This window comes from Peribacillus sp. BM1, from assembly GCF_056679975.1.
This window is the reverse complement of the sequence record NZ_JBWXPJ010000002.1, coordinates 120,185-144,269: the sequence shown is the minus strand read 5'-3', so window position 1 is coordinate 144,269 and position 24,085 is coordinate 120,185. Positions and strand designations below refer to the sequence as shown.

Annotated in this window: 25 protein-coding genes and 1 riboswitch; of the genes, 8 read left to right on the top strand and 17 right to left on the bottom strand. The window is 35.7% G+C overall.

What is annotated here, in order from left to right:
* Positions 1–62 precede the first annotated feature (62 nt).
* From AC1MGI_RS21545 to AC1MGI_RS21520, 6 genes are all read right to left on the bottom strand, one after another.
* Positions 63–212 carry an aspartyl-phosphate phosphatase Spo0E family protein gene (locus AC1MGI_RS21545; RefSeq protein WP_480350102.1) on the bottom strand — a complete coding sequence of 50 codons (150 nt, stop codon included), beginning with the start codon at positions 210–212 and terminating at the stop codon, positions 63–65.
* A 35-nt stretch (positions 213–247) separates the two neighbouring features.
* Positions 248–330: riboswitch (cyclic di-GMP riboswitch) on the bottom strand.
* Between the two features lie 454 nt (positions 331–784).
* Positions 785–958, bottom strand: a complete 174-nt coding sequence (locus AC1MGI_RS21540; RefSeq protein ID WP_480350101.1) for a hypothetical protein — start codon at positions 956–958, stop codon at positions 785–787.
* Positions 959–1,183: 225 nt separating this feature from the next.
* A complete protein-coding gene (locus tag AC1MGI_RS21535) occupies positions 1,184–2,206 on the bottom strand; it encodes a DUF4179 domain-containing protein (RefSeq protein ID WP_480350100.1) in 1,023 nt (340 codons plus the stop codon).
* A complete protein-coding gene (locus tag AC1MGI_RS21530; protein WP_480350099.1) occupies positions 2,190–2,726 on the bottom strand; it encodes a sigma-70 family RNA polymerase sigma factor in 537 nt (178 codons plus the stop codon). Before AC1MGI_RS21530 ends, AC1MGI_RS21535 begins: the two co-directional genes overlap by 17 nt.
* A 519-nt stretch (positions 2,727–3,245) precedes the next feature.
* Positions 3,246–5,042, bottom strand: a complete 1,797-nt coding sequence (gene ltrA, locus AC1MGI_RS21525; protein WP_480345917.1) for a group II intron reverse transcriptase/maturase — start codon at positions 5,040–5,042, stop codon at positions 3,246–3,248.
* Between the two features lie 812 nt (positions 5,043–5,854).
* Complete coding sequence (locus AC1MGI_RS21520; RefSeq protein WP_480350098.1) at positions 5,855–6,406, bottom strand: DUF3967 domain-containing protein; 552 nt, start codon at positions 6,404–6,406, stop codon at positions 5,855–5,857.
* 729 nt (positions 6,407–7,135) lie between these two features.
* Between AC1MGI_RS21520 and AC1MGI_RS21515 the strand changes: the two genes are divergently transcribed.
* Positions 7,136–7,837, top strand: coding sequence for a lysophospholipid acyltransferase family protein (locus tag AC1MGI_RS21515; protein WP_480350097.1), 702 nt, complete (start codon positions 7,136–7,138; stop codon positions 7,835–7,837).
* A gap of 60 nt (positions 7,838–7,897) precedes the next feature.
* Here AC1MGI_RS21515 and AC1MGI_RS21510 read toward each other — a convergent pair whose 3' ends face one another.
* From AC1MGI_RS21510 to AC1MGI_RS21500, 3 genes are all read right to left on the bottom strand, one after another.
* On the bottom strand, positions 7,898–8,548 hold the full coding sequence (locus tag AC1MGI_RS21510; protein WP_480350095.1) for a hypothetical protein: 651 nt from the start codon (positions 8,546–8,548) through the stop codon (positions 7,898–7,900).
* Positions 8,549–8,691: 143 nt separating this feature from the next.
* Positions 8,692–9,273 carry an SMI1/KNR4 family protein gene (locus AC1MGI_RS21505; protein ID WP_480350093.1) on the bottom strand — a complete coding sequence of 194 codons (582 nt, stop codon included), beginning with the start codon at positions 9,271–9,273 and terminating at the stop codon, positions 8,692–8,694.
* Positions 9,270–9,815, bottom strand: coding sequence for a GNAT family N-acetyltransferase (locus AC1MGI_RS21500; protein WP_480350092.1), 546 nt, complete (start codon positions 9,813–9,815; stop codon positions 9,270–9,272). Before AC1MGI_RS21500 ends, AC1MGI_RS21505 begins: the two co-directional genes overlap by 4 nt.
* Positions 9,816–10,021: 206 nt before the next feature.
* Here AC1MGI_RS21500 and AC1MGI_RS21495 point away from each other — a divergent pair, with 206 nt between their 5' ends.
* Complete coding sequence (locus AC1MGI_RS21495; RefSeq protein ID WP_480350091.1) at positions 10,022–10,426, top strand: UPF0715 family protein; 405 nt, start codon at positions 10,022–10,024, stop codon at positions 10,424–10,426.
* Between the two features lie 147 nt (positions 10,427–10,573).
* Here AC1MGI_RS21495 and AC1MGI_RS21490 read toward each other — a convergent pair whose 3' ends face one another.
* Positions 10,574–11,092 carry a hypothetical protein gene (locus tag AC1MGI_RS21490; protein ID WP_480350089.1) on the bottom strand — a complete coding sequence of 173 codons (519 nt, stop codon included), beginning with the start codon at positions 11,090–11,092 and terminating at the stop codon, positions 10,574–10,576.
* 197 nt (positions 11,093–11,289) lie between these two features.
* Between AC1MGI_RS21490 and AC1MGI_RS21485 the strand changes: the two genes are divergently transcribed.
* Entirely contained in the window at positions 11,290–11,655 is a 366-nt protein-coding gene (locus AC1MGI_RS21485; RefSeq protein WP_480350088.1) for a DUF4259 domain-containing protein, read from the top strand.
* 280 nt (positions 11,656–11,935) lie between these two features.
* Here AC1MGI_RS21485 and AC1MGI_RS21480 read toward each other — a convergent pair whose 3' ends face one another.
* The 4 genes from AC1MGI_RS21480 to AC1MGI_RS21465 form a co-directional block, all read right to left on the bottom strand.
* Complete coding sequence (locus tag AC1MGI_RS21480; protein WP_480350086.1) at positions 11,936–12,166, bottom strand: permease; 231 nt, start codon at positions 12,164–12,166, stop codon at positions 11,936–11,938.
* A 436-nt stretch (positions 12,167–12,602) separates the two neighbouring features.
* Positions 12,603–13,738 (bottom strand): IS3 family transposase gene (locus AC1MGI_RS21475; protein ID WP_480345679.1). Its coding sequence is split into 2 segments (ribosomal slippage): positions 12,603–13,504 and positions 13,504–13,738, totalling 1,137 coding nucleotides; the frame shifts between segments, so codons are not numbered across the junction.
* 343 nt (positions 13,739–14,081) lie between these two features.
* Complete coding sequence (locus AC1MGI_RS21470) at positions 14,082–14,444, bottom strand: hypothetical protein (protein WP_480350084.1); 363 nt, start codon at positions 14,442–14,444, stop codon at positions 14,082–14,084.
* Positions 14,445–14,588: 144 nt separating this feature from the next.
* Positions 14,589–14,783, bottom strand: coding sequence for a hypothetical protein (locus AC1MGI_RS21465; protein ID WP_480350082.1), 195 nt, complete (start codon positions 14,781–14,783; stop codon positions 14,589–14,591).
* A 350-nt stretch (positions 14,784–15,133) separates the two neighbouring features.
* Between AC1MGI_RS21465 and AC1MGI_RS21460 the strand changes: the two genes are divergently transcribed.
* The gene (locus tag AC1MGI_RS21460) at positions 15,134–15,295 is read left to right on the top strand and encodes a hypothetical protein (RefSeq protein ID WP_480350080.1); all 162 of its coding nucleotides are present in this window, start codon (positions 15,134–15,136) and stop codon (positions 15,293–15,295) included.
* Between the two features lie 24 nt (positions 15,296–15,319).
* The gene (locus AC1MGI_RS21455; protein WP_480350078.1) at positions 15,320–15,496 is read left to right on the top strand and encodes a tyrosine-type recombinase/integrase; all 177 of its coding nucleotides are present in this window, start codon (positions 15,320–15,322) and stop codon (positions 15,494–15,496) included.
* A gap of 811 nt (positions 15,497–16,307) precedes the next feature.
* On the opposite strand, the gene AC1MGI_RS21450 is transcribed toward AC1MGI_RS21455, so the two are convergent.
* The gene (locus AC1MGI_RS21450; protein WP_480350076.1) at positions 16,308–17,429 is read right to left on the bottom strand and encodes a hypothetical protein; all 1,122 of its coding nucleotides are present in this window, start codon (positions 17,427–17,429) and stop codon (positions 16,308–16,310) included.
* A gap of 1,193 nt (positions 17,430–18,622) precedes the next feature.
* Here AC1MGI_RS21450 and AC1MGI_RS21445 point away from each other — a divergent pair.
* The 3 genes from AC1MGI_RS21445 (at position 18,623) to AC1MGI_RS21435 (ending at position 21,516) form a co-directional block, all read left to right on the top strand.
* Positions 18,623–19,108: a hypothetical protein gene (locus tag AC1MGI_RS21445; protein ID WP_480350074.1), complete on the top strand. Its 486-nt coding sequence runs from the start codon at positions 18,623–18,625 to the stop codon at positions 19,106–19,108.
* The gene (locus tag AC1MGI_RS21440; RefSeq protein WP_480350072.1) at positions 19,108–20,763 is read left to right on the top strand and encodes a helix-turn-helix domain-containing protein; all 1,656 of its coding nucleotides are present in this window, start codon (positions 19,108–19,110) and stop codon (positions 20,761–20,763) included. Before AC1MGI_RS21445 ends, AC1MGI_RS21440 begins: the two co-directional genes overlap by 1 nt.
* A 78-nt stretch (positions 20,764–20,841) precedes the next feature.
* Positions 20,842–21,516, top strand: coding sequence for a transposase (locus tag AC1MGI_RS21435; protein WP_480350070.1), 675 nt, complete (start codon positions 20,842–20,844; stop codon positions 21,514–21,516).
* Between the two features lie 942 nt (positions 21,517–22,458).
* Here the strand turns inward: AC1MGI_RS21435 and AC1MGI_RS21430 are convergent.
* Complete coding sequence (locus AC1MGI_RS21430; RefSeq protein ID WP_480350068.1) at positions 22,459–23,088, bottom strand: hypothetical protein; 630 nt, start codon at positions 23,086–23,088, stop codon at positions 22,459–22,461.
* Complete coding sequence (locus AC1MGI_RS21425; RefSeq protein WP_480350067.1) at positions 23,069–23,542, bottom strand: hypothetical protein; 474 nt, start codon at positions 23,540–23,542, stop codon at positions 23,069–23,071. The genes AC1MGI_RS21430 and AC1MGI_RS21425 overlap by 20 nt, the downstream gene beginning before the upstream one ends.
* Between the last annotated feature and the right edge of the window lie 543 nt (positions 23,543–24,085).

The following is a 24,085-nucleotide window of genomic DNA, read 5'->3' as shown; positions in this document are numbered from 1 at the left end:
AGTCTCTTATAGCCACTGAAAAAGGATCTTCGGCTGGAAGATCCTTTTAAATGCTTGTTTAATTAAAACGCCCTATGTTTTTGGTAAACCATGATAAGCTGATCTAATTTTTGACTGCAATTAATGGTGTCGTGGCTATTTAAGCCTGTTTCCTTTGCAATCAGAATTAATTCCTTTTTCAATTTATTGATCCTGTTTTCTAAATCGTCCATCCAATAAGGTAACCCCCTAAAATATGTATATTATTTTAGGCAACTCAGCCATCATAGTCAAAACTTTAGACCTGTAGTTTTGCGTCCTTATTTTTCAATAAGTTTGCCTTTTCTCGTTATATATTACTGTAATTAGATTCCGAAATTTGTCTCATTTTGTTGTTGCTATCGGAATAATTGCCAAGAGGGTGGATTCATGGATCCTTTAACAATATGGTCCTTTAGTTGAACAAGAATCTAAAGGTAATTTATGGCCAATCACAATCATATGTACCTTAAATTGCATGATTTTTTTAATCTATGTTTGTGAAACATTACTATATCAAGGATTGAACTATTTGAGACGGAGTATATTCTGACCTTGATTCCGAATGGATACCGTTTAACGAAAATAAAAATGAACCCATAACTAAAAACAACTTCTATAAGCATACTAAAGGAAAAATACTGAGGTGGGTTTAATGTATGATAAATGGATTTATAATCATTTCATCAATACTCTTTTTTTTCCTGTAGTAGTGATTGATGGAACGATAATAATATCAGCTATCTTTATTCATCTTGTAAGCAAATCAACAAACAGTTAGTAAAGAAATACCCCTTCTACTAGCTGCTTGTTTTATTAACTCTATTTCATAACACATAGCTTCAGACAAGATACCTTTTTTGATATTTATGTTTATTTCATAATAAAATTTAACTAATAAATCCATTGGAAGCTTATCGTATAAAGTTTCACCTTGCAATCTTTGTCGCCTCCTTTTATCTATTTTCTGAAAATTATACCAACGGGAAATTTATTTTTCTACTAAACTAAATGTAGATATGTATAGGTATCATAACTTATGAGTTATGATACCGTTTGTTTTAGCGAATTTAAAAAAGCCGATTTCTAATTTGAAATCAGCTTAAAAATTTAGTTATTCAATTAAAGCGCCCTTTAGTTGAACAAGGAAAAGTTAAAAAGCTAACTATTTTTTAAATAGTTCCACCTCACCAATTCCTTCTACAATAAGTTCTAGATTTTGGGAATTGTTATAAGATGTAATTGGGAAGTTTGTTGAAATAATCGTTTCGTTATTTTTTGTACTCTTTCTAAAACCAGTTGCCCGATAATCATTACCATCCTCATCTATGATTTTCATATCTACATCATTATCATATATTCCATCCAACGAAAATGTTAGATTTAATGATGTTGGATTTGCGCTGGCTTTGGAAACTTGAATGACAGATGACTGATCCTGCATTGCATATTGAATAATTACATTTGATTTTTCTTTATTATTGTTGGCGAGTGACAGTCCCCAATTTCCATCAATTTTTTTGAATTCTCCCGTACTGTAGAAAACATTGATACTTTCCACTTCTATTACAGCGTCTTTTAAAGGAGGGATAACACCTTCATTAGAATCGGATAACACATCATATTGAATTCTTCCCGTTTTTACATCCAATATTGGATTTTGAACCTCAGCACCAGATATATAATTATTGTCACCTTTCAAGGGTTTTGTATCTGGAATAAATTCATCGATGTATTCTCCATCACCATTTTTTAATCGGTAATCCATCGAGACCTCTCTTACATTATTTAAATTTGAGGGATCTTCAAATACTAACTGAAAACTTAATCCCACTTTATTTGCGTCCGAAAAATGCTTATCTAGTGTTACTTTAATACCTTGATCGGTAACTGAACTATTATTTTCTTGTATAAACCCATTATTTATGGCTTGTTCTATGCCCTTATCTCCAAAGTTAAAGAATTCGTTGATACTAGCCATTACGTTTTCATTTGTAAGAACTACACCAGTTACGATAAGAGCGCAAGCAGCAGTTGCTGCTCTTTTCCAAATGAAGTTGACTGTTTTCTCCTTTGATTTAGCTCGTATAATATCATAGGATTGATCCAGAGATTTCCTTACCTTAACAGGTATTTCTTTCTCTTCACTCATAATCTGATTAAACTCTTTTTCAAAGCAATTTTTCATATACCATCACTCCCTCATTTTTATAATAGTTGTTTCTTAATATCGATTTGGCCCTAGAAAGTCTGGATTTAATAGTCCCTTCAGGCTCCTTTAAAAATTCACTAATTTCTCTAACATTTAATCCGATAATATAATATAAAATAAGGGCTAACTTATAGACTTCGTTTAAACTATTAAGAGCATCATCTAGTTCAATTTTTTGAAATTCATCATCTCTCTTTTGAATAAGTAAATTCTCATCAATGACCGAAACGTTCTTGTTCTTGTTGAGTAAGCTGTTACATTTATTGATTAAGATTTTACAAATCCAAGTATTGAAGTACTCATCATTTTTTAGAGTATGTAATTTTTCATAAGCCGAGATAATAGCATCCTGCATAGCATCAGCTACATCTTCATCATTGTTCAACAATCTACTTGCAGTCCGGTACAATACATCCTCGTATTGCTTTACAAGTGAAACAAACGCTTCTCCATCGCCCTTTTTTGCCTTTTTGACCAAAGCTTTAAGTGATCCCATTTCAGCACCCCCTAACTAGTTGTTTTGTTTTTCAATATATTAGATATGTAAGATAACCAATTGGTTGCATTGATAAAATGATTTTATAAATCTCTTGAAAAATAAGATGATAGACATGTTGGACGTACAATGTGTCAAACAGCAAGTAGGCTTCCTCTAATGAAATCAAAATAGACTGAACGGTAAAAAACCGATCAGCCCATAAACTTAAAAGAAACATAGATTCCCACTGCTAACTCATCAATAAACCTTGCTATTCGATCCCTCCATTACCTATCCTGTCCTTGAATGGGAAGTCGTTAATGAAGTAAATGCCTACAAAATTCCTTCTATATTTTAACATAAATATCCGATTTCGTTTTAGAGTATTATTTAGTTAAAGTAGCAATAGGTAAGCCTTTGAAGTCATCTCCAGCTTTTCCCCTGCTCCGCACCGAACGTGCTAGTTTCCCAGCATTCGGCGCTCCATCTATCGATGTATACTGGATTATAAGTTCTTCGTTACCCTTAGACGTGAGATTAATCTACCTTTTCAAGCCCACATTCCATTCGGTATTGGTTTAGTTTCTTTATCATTGAAAAATTTAAACCGAATTTCTGTATTTCTGATGTGATTATTTCTGTATTTTTACGATGCACTAGCCGATGGATGTCCCTATGAAGGATGCGAAGATTGTTGAATCTGTCCGTTCCTCCAAGATGTGTTGGTACATAATGATGGCAGTGAACTTCATTAGCGGTTAGATTCCAACCTGTGATTTCACATTTTCCAATCTTCATACTAAAACGGCTGATGCGATTATCCATATACTCAACCGTCCTACCTGGAAGATTTGCCTTCATTAGTCTGCTGATTTCTAGGCTGACATTCGGCTTCAGTTTATCGTAAATTCTCTTTCTGCCTTCCTCCGTAAAAAGGGATAGGGTTGGACTAAAGTTCATTGCATTTACTGTTCTAACGTCCCCAATCGGAAACAGGTGGACTCCTGCGATTTTGAACGTTTTAACTTGTGTGCTATAGAACTTTTTGTAAGCAGTACTAGGATTGATTGGATGTCCATATTTCCCCACGGGACGAAGGCGATTATACAGAAAGGCTTTTAATTCGTAGGCAAGACGTGAGAATTCTAGATTGACATGTGTAGCTCGGTTAAAATAATTGTGAATGCCTAAAACAAAACTGTTAAAGCGTAAAACATTTTGAGTGGTAGGGGATGCTTTTATCCGTAGGATATGGATTTTAGCTTGTTCTTTGAGTTTCTCCCGCTTCTTCCGTTTAATGCCCGTGTGGGCAACTCTTTTACTTCTCTTCTTATTCGCTTTAATTGTAAAACCTAAGAATTCGGATTCTCTTTTTCGCAAATTTACGATTTGCGATTTTTCCGGTGAAATGTCTAGTTTTAACCGTTCCTTGAGGTATGATCTAACCGCGTGATACCACTTTTGAGCCGTTTTCCCATCTCGGCAGAGAATTTTAAAATCATCCGCGTAGCGGACAAGGTACCCTTCTTTGAGACTTGTGCGTTTCTTAGCGTACCTTTCTCCAGCCTTAGATTTATAGTTTTTCGAGAGAGGGAAGAACTCCCATTGGTCAGCAACCCACTGGTCTAGGTCGTTTAGTACCACGTTCGATAATAGAGTTGATAAAATCCCACCCTGAGGGACGCCTTTAGATGGTACACCTTCTTTATCAATTTCGGCCTTTAGCATTTTAGATATGCAGGCTAACACTGTTCTATCATGAATGCCTAAATTCCATAATTGTTTGATAAGAAGTGTATGATTCACATTATCGAAAAACCCTTTAATATCAAGCGCAACTACATAATGTAGCTGCGCTTGATTAATTAAAAATTGTACTCTTGCCATGGCATGATGAGTAGACCTTAACGGTCTAAAGCCATAGCTGTGTTTGTAAAAATGGGCTTCAGCAATTGGCTCAAGAACCTGTTTAAAACACTGTTGAATGATACGGTCAAGAATACATGGAATTCCAAGCGGTCTTAGATTACCATTTTCCTTTTCAATCCATTTTCTTCTGACCTTCTTAGGTTGATAGTTCTCTAGTTTTGTTTGAATTACACTCACTAATTCATTTTCCGTGAGCTCCTTGATATCATTGATGGTTTTTCCATCTGTACCAGGTGTTTTAGCCCCTTTGTTAGATTTAATTTTACGAAAAGCCAATAGGATGTTCTCTCTGGATGTGATGATTTCATAGATATGGCTGAAAATATCCTTATTACTAGCTTTTTCATATAAATCCGTAAAGGTTTCCGTCATATTGTAGTAATCCCAATATCTCAAAGTTGACACTGTGGCATCCCTCCTAATGGGTGATGTTCCCACATTCTTACCCGATCGGTGTCATTCACGTGAAGAAAATAATCGTTCTCATTCGTTAGACTTGGGGCTGTTCCTCCACTCCCATTACAGAAGTTTCGTCGGTCGTACCCCTACCTTCACAAGAGCAAATGCATTTCGGTTTTCACCTTATAGCAACCGTTAAGGATGACAGTCCTTGTTTCAACGTCTCTTGGTTCCCAAGTACCTTACAACATAGCTATCCGTTCTAGACGTAGGTGCTTCCTTTAAACCTGTGAGCTGGATACCGCCATTGTTCAGTATAATGTATTTCAGAGGGCCAAATTTTACTCTACACCACTCACCCCATCGTAGGATGGGACATAGCTTTCACTATGTTCAATCTATAGACCCTTAAATTCAGAAGTTCGTCAGTTCCTTTAGAGGGGAACATCCTCACCCTATCTAGTTTTTCAGCCACCCGGCATATCGGTTGGCATACCTTTTCCATAGGAATGGCTTTAGCTTTCCTTCTGCCGACTCTACCTGTGCTTCGAACCCCATGAACTGTCTTTCATGACGCACGCAGGAGTCTTGATGAGATAGTTTCAGAAAACATGGCTTCGTCATTCCTATCCTCCGTTGTAAAGTTGAAGCTAATTTCATAAACTTCCTGTGTTTTCACGCCATAAGGCGTTTATCACAGAACTTGTCGCGCTGGCCCGTTTGTTGAATAAGAACTGTTCCGTAACTCTTAAGTTGTGACACGGGAACAAACATAATAAAAAGAGCAGTCGGAATGACTACCCTTCTAAGAAGACCCTTTAATCCTTACTGAAGAATCTAAATATCCCTTTACGTTGTTTTCTCTCTTCTTGTGCTGCCAGAAGAAGTTGTTTCGTTTCTTGAGATTCCCTCATGGATTGCATTAGCATTTCATCGCGCTTATTTAAACGTTTATCTATGTACTCATGCTGTTCGTCTAGTTTAGCTAAAAGCATACGATTCATATCTCTTAACTGTTCCATTTCTGTTTTCAGTTCTTTTAGCGTCTCGTGTACGAACGGATCATTTGAGGCTGTAGAAAGGTTCTGTTCTTTCTCCGTCCCATTCTCGAACAGGATATCATCGCTATATTTAGCCGCGATTATTGCTGCTGCATTTGTGATGGATAAGTTTTTGTCCTGTACCAATATTTTAAATTGGCTAAGAACAAATATATCCTTGTCTGAAAAAATCCTTTTGTTTTGAGTAGTACGGACAAAATTATAATTTTGTTCTTCAAGCGCCAGAGCCCACTTCCTAAGCGTGCTATCCCCAATACTTAATTTCTCAACTACTTCTTTAGATGAAAAGGGATTGTCCAATTCTTGCATCGTTATCCCTCCGTTCTTTTGCTGTTATTGTAGTCCAATCTGCAATTAATGAATAGAGAACACGAATTCGTTTTATCCGATACCCCCTTAGGTTAGCTTGACGGGGGCAGAATCAGCATGACCTTCACCTTCATACCCTATTGAATTTACAGTAATCATTAGGGTTCGGAACTTCCGAAAGACATTCGAATGATTGTTGGGGCCATCCCTCCAATTTTGGTGATATTGGTCTCCAAACGCTATTATATCAGCATTTCCAAGGAATGATGTTCGTTAGAAAACCACGTACCTATGATATCGCTAACTGTATTGCCATGCATACATACATTGAAGCGAAAACGGAAGAATGACCTTCTTATTTTACGAGTTAACCTACGCTAAGCAAATTTGACATAAAAAAAGCCATATATCTGTACGTTAATCTCCACTACAATTTGATGTATTTAGGGCAATAGATTGTTTATTTTCGTGTGTCCCATTTTTATGACAATGGAAGTCTACAAAACACTTGATATATATGCATTTTTTAACTTTTAGAGGAAGAGGAGAAACTGTTCCTGATTGGCCTAATCTTGAAAACAACAATGAAGATCTTGGAGAAAAAATCCGATATTACTCCTCGTAAACATGACATATTCACTAATACACGGGTGACATTTGTGTATTATTTAATTTTTTCATGTCCTTTATAATTGTAATAGATTAAACATGATGGAAAAGAGGGGAATTATGCGCACTCTATTATTTCGAGGATACATGTGGGGTTATATTTTAAGTAAAGCAAACAAATCATTTACTATTAATAAATTAAACAAGGCAGGTAAGAACAAAGAAAAACTAGAACTGATGGATAAAATCATTCTAAAATGCACCAAAAATTTAATTAAAATCTCAGGTGCCTCCCTTACAATAACAGGAACAGAAAATATACCTTCAGATGAACCTGTGTTATATGTTAGCAACCATCAAGGTTTTATGGATATTCCAATTTTATATTCAACAGCTCCCCGAACTATGGCTTTTGTTGCTAAAGAGGAAATGAAGAAAATTCCGTTGTTGGGTTATTGGATGAAAGAACGAGGGTGCGTATTTATCAACAGGGATAGCGCTCGTAGTTCCCTAAAGGCTATTAACCAAGCAATAGAAGGTTTAAAATTAGGCAATTCAATAGCGATTTTTCCAGAAGGAACTAGAAGTAAAGGTCCAGAAATTGGAGACTTTAAATCTGGTAGTTTACGAATTGCGATTAAATCAGGGGTTAAAGTCATTCCTGTGACCTTCAAGGATTCTTACAAATTGATAGGAGGTAAGGGCAAGAATACACCAGCAAAAGTTTCTATCCATTACTCTGCTCCCATCGATTCAAGAAATTTTAAAGATACACACAAACTAGCCACAACAGTTTTAGCACAAATTAAAAAATATTTGTAACAGGACAAGTAGTCAGTGGGGATTATGCTGTTTTTCGTTTGTACCTAGGCAAAATCTCACCTATTTATATTTTTCTAAAAAGTCCATTAGTGCTAAATGCAGTACATCAGATTTATTGACCCTTTCAGCTTTGCAGAACTCATCTAAACGCTTGCCAATGCCTTTATCAATAACAATAGTCTTTCTTGTCTTTTCACCTTGCAGTAATGTCTTAATGCGGTCATATAAAGGCGTGACGCCGACCTCAAGGGCATAAGGTGCTACTTGTTGCCACGATTTAAGCATTTCCTTTATCGCCTTTATTTCATCTTGGGTGAACTGCTCGTGAATAGTTAGTGAATTTGGTGTGTCATTTGTATTACTGTCTGTGAAATCAATATTACTCGGTGTGAAGTCTGTATTATCTTCCCTGAACTCCTTATTACTTGGTGTAACAGGCTTGTGAACCCTCTGTGAAGTGCTTTTCTTACGTGATGAACTCTTGTTCACATAATCAAAAATACTTTTATCAAGGGGTTCTGCACCTTCTCCAATAAAAAACCAACCCTTTTGACCAGAGTTTCTAAATTCATATCCAGCCTCTTTTAATGCCTTTCTAAATGGTTTTTCACTTATGCCAGGTATTTGTTTAGCCACATCGCCTGTCTTTACTCCTTCTTGTGCTAATACTTCTAAAATGCTTCGTATGGATGCTTTTTGATCTACACTCATAGTTTGTTCACCCTCATTTCATTCAAACTCATATATGTATTATTCCATGTGAAATGCGTATGACCTTCAAGTAAGTGAACATAATCACCCTTATCGGCATTGAAAAAAGGATCTTCGATTAAAGATCCTTTTTTGCTGCCTGTTCAATTTTTATATAAATCCTTGATATAAGCGATTGTATCATCAGAGTTGCTATTATATTCCTCAACAGATTTTATACACTCTTTAATAAAATCAATTTCCTCTAACTGCTTACCATACTTATTAATAACAAATATTTTATTGTCCCTAATACCAACCCAATTATTATTACCGTAGTCCTTGCCTATAACAAAGTATCTATTCGTTATTTTCTTTGGAGCATCGGACTTATTTACTTGAATTATGTCATGATAAAAAAAGGCTTTTTCCTTTTGAGAGAAACCTTTCCATAACCCCAATGGCAGTCCAAAAAAGGCTAAATATCCACTTTCTAATGCAAAACCATTGCTCCCTTTAATAAGTTCCTTATAGATGATTGGAAATTCAATATTGAACTCCTTTTCGGTTTGTAATATAAAATCATCGGTTACATGGGAAAAAAATGCGTGAGCAACATTGTCGGGAAATACAATTTTCTTATCCTCTTTTAATTCTTGAGAAAGATAAACAATGGTTAATCCACTCTGCATAAACTGTTCGATTGGACCGTTATATTCTAACGCTTTTTTTATTATTTTTTTCATTCCCATTCCTCAGCCAGTTTTGCGTAAATAATATGGTCTACATAATGATCATATAGCCATTCTGCTTGTCTTAATCTTCCTTCTTCTATAAAACCCTGCCGTTCAGCAAGTGCTCGACTTTTTTTGTTCTCAACAGCTATGCTAACCTCAATTCGATTTAGCCCAAGTTCTCTAAATCCGTAATCAATAAATGCCTTAAACGCTTTTGTCATTATGCCATTCCCCTGAAAACCTTCTCCAAGCCAGTAGCCGATGCTCCCAATCTTACTTGCCTTGTTTATTTCATTAAATCCGATAGTTCCTGCTATTTCACCTCTATAAATGATAGCAACTGACTTTGGATACCCTCCAGTTTCTACTATGCTCTGTAGTCGAGATTTTATGGTCTCAACAGTATCCTCTACTTTTTTTACGTAATCAAGCCATCCAAGCCATTCTTTGAGATAAGGTTTTGAACTAATGATCAAATTGAAAAACTCTTCAGCGTCACCCACATTGAATAACCTCAAAGATACTTCGTCATCAATTTTATGTATTAACAAAAATTCTCCCCCTGACTTATTGCCCCTATCAATTCTATACAATAATACCATTTTCCTTCTTCAACTAAACTGCCCCGTTAGTTGAATATCGAGGTCTGAATGTATGATTTTAGTTATTTTCGTACATTGAAAAGACCACCAATTGCAAATCACATTATATTATTATATAGTGAAAATTGTATATTTTTGTAAAAAGGAGATTAGATATGTCTTATAGTAAATTAGTCGATGATATTATTGTTAGAATACTATTTTGTTCTATACTATCGGGGCTCTTTCTTAGTCTTGTGATGTTATTTTTTACGAGTTATTATCTATTTTCATTTGTTTACATTATCTTTTATTGGGTGATATTTGCTGTTATTTATCTTTTCACTGGAGCTCCAATACAGTACTTATTAAACAAAAGACCAGGTAAATTCAGTATTATTTACTTCCTTATATATCTTATAGTAGGGACTATCGTAAACAGCATCTCTTTCATAATAGTAAGTGACATTGAGCAATTCTATTTAACTAAAATATTCCACTTTATGATTTTATCAAGTAGTGTAATTTTTTGGTTTATGGATTCAATTTTCCTTACTAGTAGGGGTCCTGCCGTTTACTGAATAAGGTTTCTAAGGAACACATGAATGCTCTATACAAATCTAGTTAACATAATCACGCTTATAGGCATTGAAAAAAGGATCTTCGATTAAAGATCCTTTTTTGCTGCTTGTTGAATTAAAGCACCTGGTAGTTAGTTGAATAAAACCTTAATTATCATCCCATTTAGTAATTGCATAAAAAACTTCTTTCGGGTTGGGATCGTGTTCTAAATATCCCCCATAACGTGAAACAAGTACACCATACTTAAAATCTCGACCTATAATCCATACATCTTCATAGTTTATGCTTTGCCATAGAACTTTAAAGTTCTTTATTACCCAATTTCCGTTAACAAGGAATATTGGACTATCAGGTATTCCCAAAAATAAATAAACTTGTTTCTCTTCAATTTCTATCCCTTGTACATATTGTATTACTTCTTGTTCCCAGCTAAATTCTTTTCTGAAATTTTTATAATGAACAATAAAATTGTGTGTATGTAATTCATTGTTCCATTTCGAATTAACTGTTTCTAAGATTTTTTCTAATCCTGGAGAAGTGATTAAATCGGTGTTTTCTATCACATCGGACATATCTTGGGGAAGCATATTCATAAGTAACTTTCTCTGACTTTTTTGTTTGTTAACTTTCAATTTTTGCTGTAACAGTGTTTTTCGGTTATCCATAAGCTCCCCCCTATCTATAGACTATATAAATGATAAAACCAATTTTTAAACTAAGAATAGGTTAGTTGAAGAAAATTTTAAAGGGTATGCATGCAAATCTAGTAAACATAAGGAGAGGTTATCGGAAGAAACTCTCATGTAGTATGATTAGTTAGAATTATAGCTTTTATTTCTTAAAATAAAAGGAGTGTTATTAAATGGGTGCTTGGGGAACTGGAATATTTGATAATGATACGACTTGTGATGTCAGGGATGACTTCTATGAGTTATTAGAAGAAGGTTTATCTGTCCAAGAAGCAACGAAAGAAGTGTTGAATAATCATTTAGAAGATCCAGATGACGAAGATGATTTAGAAGTAATATCTTGGATATATACTGGACTTGCAGCTGCTCAATTGGAAAAGGATTTACTTCAAGAAGAAGTTCGAGTAAAAACTATCGAATTGATTGATAAAGGTGCAGACCTAGAACTTTGGGCAGAAGATGGTGAAGATGAGAATTTTGAAGAAAGAAAAAAAATCCTGTATGAATTCAAATCTAAACTAATAGGTGCTAGCAAATAAATACAACCAAAAATGGGGATTTTTCCATCATAGATTAATCTATATATGATTAAGTCATCATAGTTTATTTACTTTCTCATACTTATTTATTATGCATACTCTATACAAATTTAGTTAACATAAAGTCAACTATCGGAAGTTCCGAAACATAAAACCCCTTGGCGCTCAAGGGGTTCCGAATCGTTCATTTTACTCGTTTATACATGATTTTATACATGGTTGATGAATCAACATTTTTGGCTTCTGAAGAAGCCTGGTAGCTGCATAAAAAAGGGGTGTTTTATGCAAAATCTTCTTCCGTATTATTCCTCTTCTTTTTATCACCAAAATACTTCCAAAGATGGTATGTCGACCAAAATAAAGCTGGAGATATAAATATTAAAAATGGTGAAACGTAAGTTTTTTCAAGAATATAATCAGGGGTAAAAACAGCGAACAAGACCAAGATAATTATAGCTGGAATCAAAAGAATCCAGTAACGTTTGTCTTTAAAAGTGCTAAAACTCCACATACAATCCTCCCTGTACCAACAAGTGATTTTCAAACTAAAGATATCCATTTATTATACAATACTGTTGAACTATCCTGCCCCGTTAGTTTAATAAGAAAACTAAACGAACAATTGCTCCAGTAAGCCAATAAACAGAATTGATAATATTCCAGTTGGTATTGGAATTAATATCTTATTTTGCAACCTAATATTCTCGAATCGTCTATATATCTTATTTACTACTCGGTAAACGATTATTACGATAAGTAAACTTATACATATTGCTATTAAATCAACAGAAGTAAATGGTTTACCTAAGTATTTATCTTGGTAAAAGCTGTGGATCTACGTCAAGATTTTGGACACAAAAAAGTTAAGTTTTTTGATCTGTACAACAACCAATCATAGATTTTGCACATGAAAAATGTGAAAGGGGAATACTTTTGAATCCCCTTATTTATGCAGTTGCTCGACATATTTTTTCGAATGAATCTGGTGTTACATAACCGATGCTGCCATGAATTCGTTTGCGATTATACCAACCTTCTATGTATGTAAAGAGGGCGATTCTCGCAGTCTCAAAGCTATCATAATGCGTTTGATATACTTCTTCTTTTTTTAGTGTTGCGTGAAATGATTCAATACAAGCATTGTCGTAAGGGCATCCCTTTCGACTAAATGACGGTATCATTTTGTATTTCTTTAGGCGTTCTTGGAACGCTTCACTTGTATATTGGGTACCTAAATCCGTGTGTACAATGAGTCCTGGCCCAGGGCTTTGATCTTGTACGGCATTCTCTAAAGCTTCCAGTACAATTTCTGTTGTCATCTTACGAGAGAATTTATAACCTACCACTTTTTTCGTATGTAAATCTAGTACAGATGCTAGATAGCACCAACCATGACGAATTGTATGAATGTACGTAATATCGGCCACCCATTTTTCATTAATATTCGTTGTTGTAAAATCTTGTTCCAGTACGTTTTCTCGTTCTTCTACTGGTTTCTGTGTCGGTGTAGGACGGTATTTTTTTGTAGTGTTTGATTGAATGCCTGCTCTTTTCATGATGCGTTGAATTCGATTAATCGTGCCCGTGTAGTCTTCTTGCTTGAGTGTCTCAAAGATCTTGGGTGCACCATATCGCCCCTTACTTTCATGGTGAATGACACGAATTCGTTCAAGTAGCTGTTCATTGCCGACATGATAGCTATTCGGTTGCTTATGAAAAGATTGATAATACGTACTTTTAGGCATCTTTAAAACACGACACATCAGCTGTACTGGATGATGTTCGCTTTCACTTGTAATATAGTCGATCAATTCTTCGTTATCTATTTTCTCGCGAATATGGTCATAGCCTTTTTTAGGATTTCAAGCTCCTGTTTTAATCGGAGATTTTCCTTTTGGATGGCATCTACTTCTGTCACAGTTAATTCTTGTGTACCTTCAATTGGCGAGTGTTGCTTAATCCATTTATAAATTGTCACTTCAGAAATACCATATTCGCTAGATAGTTGACTGACTGGTGTACCTGAGCGATAAAGCTCAACTACTGTTTGTTTAAATTCTTGATTATAGCGTTTTTGACTCATAGTTCGGACACGTCCTCTCGTTAGTTCAATATTAATAACTTAACCAAGTTGTGTCCATACATCTATACTACATTCACTGATAACAATAATTGAGGAAAATAAGATGAATTGATAAATACAAAATCTAACATAATCCAAAGGTAATTTCTCCTATCCGATTAATGTATCCTTTATAGGATATTTCTATATTTAGTATATAACATCAGGATTTTTCTGAATGTATGATTTTAGATAAATTCATACATTAAAAAGGCCGTCATTTAGCAGCCTTTTTATTGAGCTATCGCACCCGTTAGTTTAAGTACATCATTTCACACTTTATTCCACAATCGCGTCCGTTTGCTTAATAACTTTCCTCGTATTTATTTACTATACTTTCTTTAAGCTTAGGTAATTTTAAAAAAAGAATAAGCGTTGGTAACATAATCACAGCTATATAACCTAAAACCCTATAATCAAAGTTAATCAATTCAAACCCAAACATAGTTACTGGGTACATTATGGCAATCATTAATAAATACGGGAAAAACATTATAGAATATAAGCCTTTTCCTTTTCTATATTTAAAAAGGGTACTCCACTTTTCTTCATTCATATTAAAAATCTTTTTCATTGCTATAAAAAGCAACAACAGTAATCCAACATAAAGCAATGAACTAATTACATCTAACACAATGTAAGAAACAACAAATAAGAATATTTTCAAAGACTATCACCTCTGTTCTATAATCTGGCCCGTTTGATGAATAAGAAATTCAATAAATATCCACACGATAATCCGAATACCTCATTATTCTTTCTTGAAGTAACGCACCCGTTAGTGAAAGAAGAAACTTACTTTATTAGCCGTTTATTTGAACTCTTTATAGTTATCAATATAGAATGAAACATAACCACAATTCGGACAAACAGACGCTTTTGGTTTTCCAGACACTTTGTTGAACAGTCCTTTACTCTTTTTAAATATTCTTAGTCCATACGTATCAGCTTCAACATTAACGCCACAATCTGTAACCATTTCACTTTGACATTGGTTGCATTTCAATTTTAAAACCACCTTTGATTTTTTAATGCTTTTATATTTTTAGATATGAACAATATTATTAAACTTCCCCTACTTGTTCAACTAAACTGCCAGTTAGTTGAACAAGGGATATTTTTATATCTTCAACGAATGTATGATTTTCTATATTTTCGTACATTCATTTCGTTGATATCACTGGACTCTTTTGATAAACTATCCTTATCATACGTTGAATGTACGATAACGGAGGAAAGTTATGAGAGAAAAGAACGTACAGCCGTTGTGAACGGCCAAAGAAATTGAGGATATGAAATGGGCACTGCGGCGATACGGTGCCGTTGACCGTTGGGGATGTTCGAGGAAAAACGCATGTGGTGATTCGAGAGAAAAAAACAAATAAAACGAAGCAATTTATGTTGCCGGTCAAGCTACGGGAGGAAATTGAGGATTATACGGCTCATATGAGCGACGAAGAGCACTTATTTCCAAGTCGGAAGGAAAAAAAACCACACAAGCCTACAGAGCGCTTGTGAAGGCTGGAGACGTGCTAGGACGGGATGATTATCGGTACCCATACGATGCGGAAGACATTCGGGTATGCATATTATCGGAGAACGAAGGATCTTGCGTTTCTGCAGAATATTTTTAACCATTCTGCACCATCGATCACCAAACGTTATATCGGGATTACGCAAGAGGAAATCGATGAAACGTTAAAGGATTTTTCTTTGTAAGATGCGTAGGATTAGTTGTATTTACAGACGAGCCTGAAGCAACCTATCATTATTCAAAGGGTGCTAAAACAGGGAAAATTAAACGCGACGGTTGGAAAGCAGATAACCCTAAACATTTAGAAAAACGTAATGATTAATTTGAATTTAATTACTATAAATCACCCTTATTTACGAAACAAACAAACCCCTGAATTCAGGGGTTTGTTTGTTTCGTAAATAAGGATAAAGAAGCTGCCATAATCAAAAAGGACGTTCTTCCGTATTCTTTCGATTCCTCAAAATTTTTTAATGTATACCTTTTTCTCAGGTGATTACTTTTAAAAACAATATCCTATTGAATAACTAAATCGAATGGTTTGTATGAGGTTTCTATCGTAAAAATTAACTTTAGTAAAAAAATCATATTTAGTAAAAAGAACATATTTAATAAATAATACAGTATTAATAAGCATATTCAATGATGTCGTGTCAATCCGTTGTTAAAGAAGGGTTCTAGTCGTTTAAGATGAGTGAGAATAACAGAATTTCCACGTTTCCACAGATAGAATAGTAAAGAATTCACATGTACACAAGTTTATATATGGATAATTGACATATTCACAAGGCACTATCTAGTATATCCACTAATTCACAAGTGGATATTCGGAATGATTTGAGCATAAAAAAAGATCCTCTTTGAAAAGCCTACTAAAATCTGTAAAAGAAAAAAGAAGGGAAGACTTTTTTTAAGAGAATACTTCTAGTTTTTATTTTTAGTTAATTCGAATAGCCCTGTGAATGTCAATTTTTTTCACAAGGCTAAGCTATTCGATTAAATGACACCATTCAGTTCTGGAATTCGGCCGGTTATGGTGTGCTCTCTGATTTTGGCAGTAGAGATCAAGCCATAAGGAATCTTGTTTAATGCTCCAAGAAGATACTTTCTAAAGGCCATTCTGAAAAAGGCGCCAATCGAGTAAAAATGGAAGGATCCTTTTCGACTTTTTTCCGTATGTATATGAGCTCCGATTTGATCCATCGTTTCCAAAAAGAAATCTTTTATGAATTGATCTCGTATGGTGTAGTTTAATTCATCATCATCTTTAAGATAATTCAATTTATTTATCACTTCCTGTTTAAAGGAAATCATGACATCAATTTGGTCTCTTGGTTTATAGTTAATTTGATAACCTTCAAAGAAATAAGTCAGTTCTTTCGATAATTTTGCCATAAGTGGGCTCACATTAAATTCATCCGTACTCTCTTCCACGCACTCCTCCTTCAAGGTAAAGGAGACTTTCTTAATCCATATTTGCTTTTTGCGGAGCTCAATCCCTGTAAATTCAATGGAAAAAAGAGCCTCTAAAACGCTTAATGTTTTACGAACGCCTTTTGCATTTTTGTTTAGTTGAAGTTTGAGTGTTTTCATCGTCCGTTCTTGTTTTATTTTTTCGATTTCACTAGTCTTGCTAAAAGACATACCGGTACGGAACTGGTTAAGCAAGGATAAAAGTAGTTCGATTCCTTCAGGGTTGGACGTACGGACAAATTCAGCTAAGATATTAGTTTCAAAAAGAGCATGAGGAATAATGAGGTAATTAAGAACTCCGCCATTATGTTCAGGTGTATTATATTTTTCAACATCTTTTAACACCAAAACAGGCAACCCTTCGCGGATTTCCTCTTTAACAAAATGATGATCTTCTAAAAAACGCTTTCCTCCCCAAAGAGTGGAGTAAGAGATTCCTAGTTTTTTTGACCAGGCAGAAAGGTTGTATTCTTTAAGCATGCCCCGTTGATTTTGTTCTATATGCATTTGCTTTAACATGGTCATGTACACAACATAGGCAGAAGCAGGAGGGCGTTCAGATGATTGATCGCGAATAAAACGGAATTCTTCCAAGATAGCTTGATGCATTCTAAAACCTTCAATTCTTACTTTGGACTCTGTCATTTTTAGCCCTCCTTTCGTCTATAATCTTAAGTTGATTATAGCAAAATGGAAAACGAGAAAATGAAGCCCTTTATTAAGCGATTTTAAAGTTGCACAATGGTCGTCAAAGCCTTGCGCCACAAGGGTTTGAAAAAAGATGAATTTTTTTTGTGTGAGAGCAAACGTCATTTATTTTATCGATTTGTGCACGATGTGAAAGGAAACGTCATGAATGGATTTTTAAAAAAGTGAATAGAAACGTTGATATATCAACGTTTCTATAAAAAAATGGATTCTTAAAAAAATCAAAATTACGAAATTCACACAGAATTATGTGCAAGTTACTGTGAGAGCAAACGTCATTATCTGTCGTTTTTAAGCAAAAAGCGAGAAAAAAATTACTATATTTTACATTTATTCATAAAAATGAGGGGGATTTGCTTATATTTTGATAAAATGCGAAGGGGGTTACGACTCATTTCGTGCATTATCGTTTCTATCGACCGTATGATCCAGGTTTTATTCCGCATTAACGGGCAGCAAAATCTCCACTGATTGAAGTTTTATGTTATTTCAATCATCAGCGTCAATTATATAGACAAAGAGGAGGGGAGCTGAGCCGTATTTAACGTTTTGTGCACATTGTGAAAGGAAACGTCAGGTATGAAAAAAGTTGCACATAAGATGATTGGTGAAGTTTCCAGTGAAAGAAGGAGCTATATTTTCTAGGTCATTGTATGTGTAGAAAAGCCCCATCTTGATTTTTAATCGTCACTCATTGTGCACATTGTGAGAGGAAACGTCAAGTATGAGAAAAGTTGCACATAAGATGATTGGTGAAGTTTCCAGGTCATTGTATGTGTAGAAAAGGGCCTCATCTTGGTTTTCAAAGGTCTGTCATGGTGCATATTGTGAAAGGAAACGTCAAAACGAGGGAAAGTTGCAGATCGGGCAAATGGTGTGCAGGATAGGATGTGAATAAGTTCGAGTGGTGGTAGTTACGATTGTTTGATGGTTCAAAAAAGGATTTAGAAAATAAATGTGCATATTGTGAGAGGAAACGTCAAACTGAAAAAAGTTGCACGATCTACTATTGCGTATGTTTAGGCAGGTAGCAGTCATATTTGACATATAAAATAATAGGTAATCATGTTGACAAATGCAACATGCCTCACTCATAATTATTTTAATATGAAAATTGAAGGGGAATCGGTATGAGCTTTTTAGTAGGCGTTAAAGAAACGGGGGAAATTTTAGGGTGGGATCGTAGAAAGGTCTCTACCTATCATCTCCGTGGCGTATTGCCTAAACCACTAGTGAGTTTATCGAGTGGTCCTATATGGCTTAGAAAACAGATTGAATCTTATAAAGCCGGAAAGGAATCTGGTGTAACGATTTATTATAGCGATCATCGAGTTATCTATGAATGTAAGAAAAATCATACTTTCATAGAAACTTGTTATTCACCTGAAGAATTTGAGGAACATAAGGGAAAGTATATCGTGTATAAGGAAAAAGACGTCCAACATCTGAAAAAAGTCATATTGGAGAAAAATCCGATTGCTCAATTCCTATCGTTTGAAACCATTAGTTTTCTATATGATTACGGTATAATCGAAACGAATGTGTTTCATGAATATATTCAACAGTACTTTTATGAATACATAGAGCCGGCTATAGAAGGGCGGGGTGAAGAATAATGGTTAATAGCTTGCAAAGGAGAATATTGAATGTCACGAACATGATATTCCCAGATCATCCTCAACTCTACGTCGAGTGGAACATGGATATAAAAAACTTGATGGCAAGTGAAGAGTATTCTCAGCCATCTCAATCCTTAAAGGCTTTTTTTGTGATCATGGAACGATTAGTGAAAGAACATGACTTGGAATTCGAGAGTATGGAACAATGGGCTTCTAATTATTTAGAGGTAATTAGAAATTTTGTTCTTCCATACATACGATATACCGATGAAGAGACTGTCTCCTACTCTCCAAAAACTAGCAATAGGGAAGTAATAAATTCCATGTTAAATCAAAGTTTTGCCGAGTCCGGATCCGCTTTATTGTTCCATAAGTTGAGGGATACGATTAGTAAAAATGAATTTGACGTTGCAACAGCTGTTCCCACTGCTAGAATTTCGGAGAAAGCACTAGAAGCGACGGCCCAAGTAAGAGCAGAAAGTGACTATTTGAAGATAAAATCCAATGCCGCGATTGAACAATGGAAAAATCTCACTTCTCAGGCCATCACGTCGATGGATGATTTAACGGCAGACATTTTTGATATCGTTTCGATTCTATGGATGCAGCAGGCCACTCACAAAGATCAGATGATTCATTTTCACACGGATGATGCTTTGAATTTAAGAAGGTTGCAAGGAAGGAATGAAGACCCTGACGGCTACCAAACCTCTTACCGAAAAAAAGAACGGGATGACATTATGAAAAGGCTAGCAGCTCTCAGTACGATCTGGATTAGGATTGAGCGAGAAAATTTGAGATTCATCAATGAAGATCAGGGGAACTTTGAGGAAATCGGGCAAGTACAGTTTAATCCTTTATTTTTGGTGGATAGCGTGACGGTGGCTTACCGTGGAGACAATCCGATTGGGATTTATGAATGTAGTATCCGTCCGGGTGAATTGCTGGCAAACTTTCTGTACGGATCTCAAAAGAGTAGCGGGTTACTGGCATTGAAGACACTTGAATATCACCCGACGAAGCAAAGGTACCATAAACGGTTATCACGTTATCTATCTTGGCAATGGAGAATTCGTCAAAAGAGCGCGGACTATCTAAGAGCCTATTATATTGGTGGAGAAAAAGGTCTGTTAAAAGTTATGGACTTGGACGTGAATCCACGATATGGCTCAAGAATTAAAGAGCAATTTGAAGAAATACTAGACACCCTGCAGCATGACGGCATTATTAAGGGGTGGAGTTACAAGGACAAAGGGATTGAGCAGAAGATTGATCGAGAACGAAACTGGTTTGCTACTACTTGGTTGAAGGCGCGCGTCCAAATTATTCCACCTACCGATATCACAGGGATAGTAGACGACAGGGATTTATTGTTGATGGAGAGCGTAGACGATGACACTGTAAATTTATCGACGATGTTGAAGGGCATGACAGAGAGAGAGGTTGCAGTAACCATAGAAATGAATGAAGAAAAGCAGGTGACTCCTGAAACCATCAACAAGGAACGAACGGACCGAGGGCTAAGCCTTTTAGAGGCGGCTAAGGAAATGGGGATTTCCCATAGTACTTTGTCCCGATACGAACGAAACTTGATTAAACGTCCTTATACAGGTAGTTTAGAAAAAATGAAGGAATGGCTACATGAAAAATAAGCATTTAGCGGTGCTTATTTTTTTATCATTTTTAGGCGAGAATCCCCCTTCCTCAAGGACTGTGAAGGGGATAGCCCAATGAGTAGAGAAGGGATGGAAACCGTACTCTTCCAAGGAAAAAAAGCTCATTTTAAGAAGTATGGATCCCTGACTTCTCTTGAAGGGAAAACCAATAAATCAGGCATTCGCTTTAAAAATAACGAAGTACATTGGAATGGACTCGTTCTTCCTGTACTCATTCGAAAGAAGGATCTGTTTGTAGAAGAATCCCTTGCTTGCCACAAAATTAAGTATTGTCGTCTTGTTAAAAAGGTGATTCGTGGCAAAGATACCTACTATGTACAATTGGTCATGGATGGAATTCCTCCTGTAAAAAGGATCAATTCGACAGGAGCCTTTCGCCATAAAGAAACACCTCCAAATCGTGTAGGAATGGATATCGGTACATCGACTGTTGCGGTGTCTTCTGAAACAGAGATATGGATTCAACCACTCGCCCCAAAGATTCCGCAAATGGACAAAGAAAAGAGACGATTACTACGAAAATTGGATCGCAGTCATCGCTACCTAAAAACACTTTACCAAGTAAAAGAACTGTACCGAAAGAGAACGGCTTATGTAAAAGAACAGCATTCTTCTTTAGCCAATCGTATTTTGGCATGTGGAGATGAAGTCTATATAGAAACCATGAACTTTAAAGCGTTAGCCAAACGAACAAAAGAAACAAAGAAAAATCAAAAGGGCAAATTTTAACGGAAAAAGCGGTTTGGCAAGAGTATTGGCTCTTATGCACCTGCGAAGCTTGTTGATATCATCCATCAAAAATTGACATACACCCATAATCAAATTCATAAAGTCAACAACCTTTAAAGCAAGTCAATACAATCATGTAACAAACAGCTATCAAAAGAAAAAACTTCATCAACGATGGACATGGATCGGAAATCATCTCGTTCAGCGAGATTTGTATAGTGCCTTTTTATTGATGAATAGCGAAAGGAACGTCCAACAAACCAACCGAGAATTATGCTTACAAACCTTTGGAAGATTTGTAGCGTTACACAATCAAGAAAGGGAACGATTAAAAAAAAACAAAGAAAATTTGCCAAGTAGTATCGGAATCGACCTTCGTAGGTGGAGCTACCCGCCTTCGTTAAAAGTGTTCGCTAACACAACAATGGTTGTGTAGAACATAAATTCTCATGGAACAGAAGAGTAATCAAAGATGTTGTACACAGAAATCCATTTTCGTAAAAAAAGAAAGGAAATGTGCCTTTCCTGTATATATGATGATGACCTGTGGAGAGCTTTGTAAGGCTTCTATTAAGTACATGGGAACCTCACTTCTTTAGAGGTGGGAGTAGTCAGGATCACACCTAGCATTCAACAAGAAAAAACCTCTTCGACTCTTTAATAAGCTATTTTATTCAAAAAGTAGCAAGCCAATATAACTTTTTTAGAGTAGCTTTCCATGTTGAATGGATTGTCCCAAAAGGATCTGACTCTTAGTACGAATGCCTATCATGTAAACGGCCTATCAGCTGCAACATAATTCTTTTTCTTTTCTCTTTCTTTTTATTATTCTTATTCTTATTCTTATTCTTCCCCCTAGTCTATGGATACCGTATCAATACAGTATCTATATCGATATCTGGAACGGACTTTTTTGTTTAGGCATGATCACTCTTCCATCGTTTAATGATGAGACTTCAGGTGAAACAGGATGTTTTTTTGAACTTTCTCTGAGTTTCCATGTTTTTTTATTTGGTTAATGAAGTCCAAATAAAGGATCGTCAATAAATCCTCAATCGTTATATGTTCTTTTTTGAGGTAAGGGGAGAGGTCATGTAAGAAGATTTCACCTCTTAATATTTCGGACTCTTTGATTCGAATCGTAAGATGGGCTTTTTTTTCTTTTTCAGGTTTTGCCTCGATGATCTCTTCTTCCGTGGATTCATAAGAAAACACATGCTCCGTCAATGCCTTCATGACTCGTTTTTCCGTTCTTTTCTTTCCTAAATAGTCCGCCTTTCCTGACAGGAGAAATCCCGCTACTTGCTTAAATTCCGTTCCTTTCTTGATTTGGGTGATGAAGTCCCGATAGAGTAGGTGAATCAAGACAGCCAAATCGAAACCTGGTGGAATATCTTCGTATAGATCGAGCATGTCTTCGATGAACACTTTACCTCTTAAATAATCATAATATCCAATGACTAAAGTTAGGTACTTTCGGTTGTGAAAGATATATTCAAAGAAACCTTTTGGAGAAGACGTTCCTGTTAACTTTTGCTGCAGAAGATTTAGGCTACTGTAAGATTTTTTCAAGAGAACCACCCTTTTCAATCCAGAGTAAGACGCTTGCCATCATAAAAAAAGCGACCTTTCGTTCAGACACTTGTTTTTGAATGGCTAGACCATATGGCCCGCCGATTCTCTGGTATTCCTGTTCCTTAAGCATCGTATGCATATACGTTTTCGTATCTTGATAGGGGAGGGTCCAATCCACAATTTCGGTGTGATGCAACCCAAACTGCAAAAGCGAGGTATTAAAAACAGTCTGACTTAAGGCTTGTCCATTTTGAGCATAATAAAGTCCGTTCATTTGCTTACAGTAAGTCCGCAGCTTCATCTGCATGACGGTTGTCACTGGGAATTTGATGTTATGGCATTTATCTGAACGTGTTTGCCGCTTTCTCCTAAGGGGGCGTTCCGCTTCTTCTTTTGTTGAAATACCTTTTTTTAGCGGCTTGTCCTGAAACATTGGGTTTAAACTTTCCACTTCTCATCCTCCCTCTCGTACTTTTCGAATCTAGCTCATCCTCCCTCTCGTACTTTTCGAATCTAGCTCATGGTCACTTTTCCACTTTTCCATGCTTTATAAGATATATAGAGAAGAAGGGCGAATTTTAGACCTCTTTTGTATATTTTCCTAGAATAAGGGCATAATGGCTAATACGAATGGACAGAAGAAAGGAAGAGATGAAGATGGCGAATAAAAAGAAGGATGAGGATGTTATCAAACAGTTGAAGAAAGCGGTAAAAGAGGCAAAAAAAGCAGGCGTGAAATTAATTAAAGTAGAAGTGCGATAACAGGTTACATACAAAACGGGTAAGGGAATTATTTTTGAGAATAGGCCTTCAGTCATGCGTTCGGAAAGTTTACATATATAAACTAGTTCAATCTAGACTAGATCGAACTAGTTTAGTTTACGATTGCGGTTTACTCTTTCTTTAGATCAACGATTATCTTGATATTAAGGAAATATTAAATAGATAAAAGAGGAGTACCAAAAAAGCCATCCTCATGACCAAAACAGGTGAT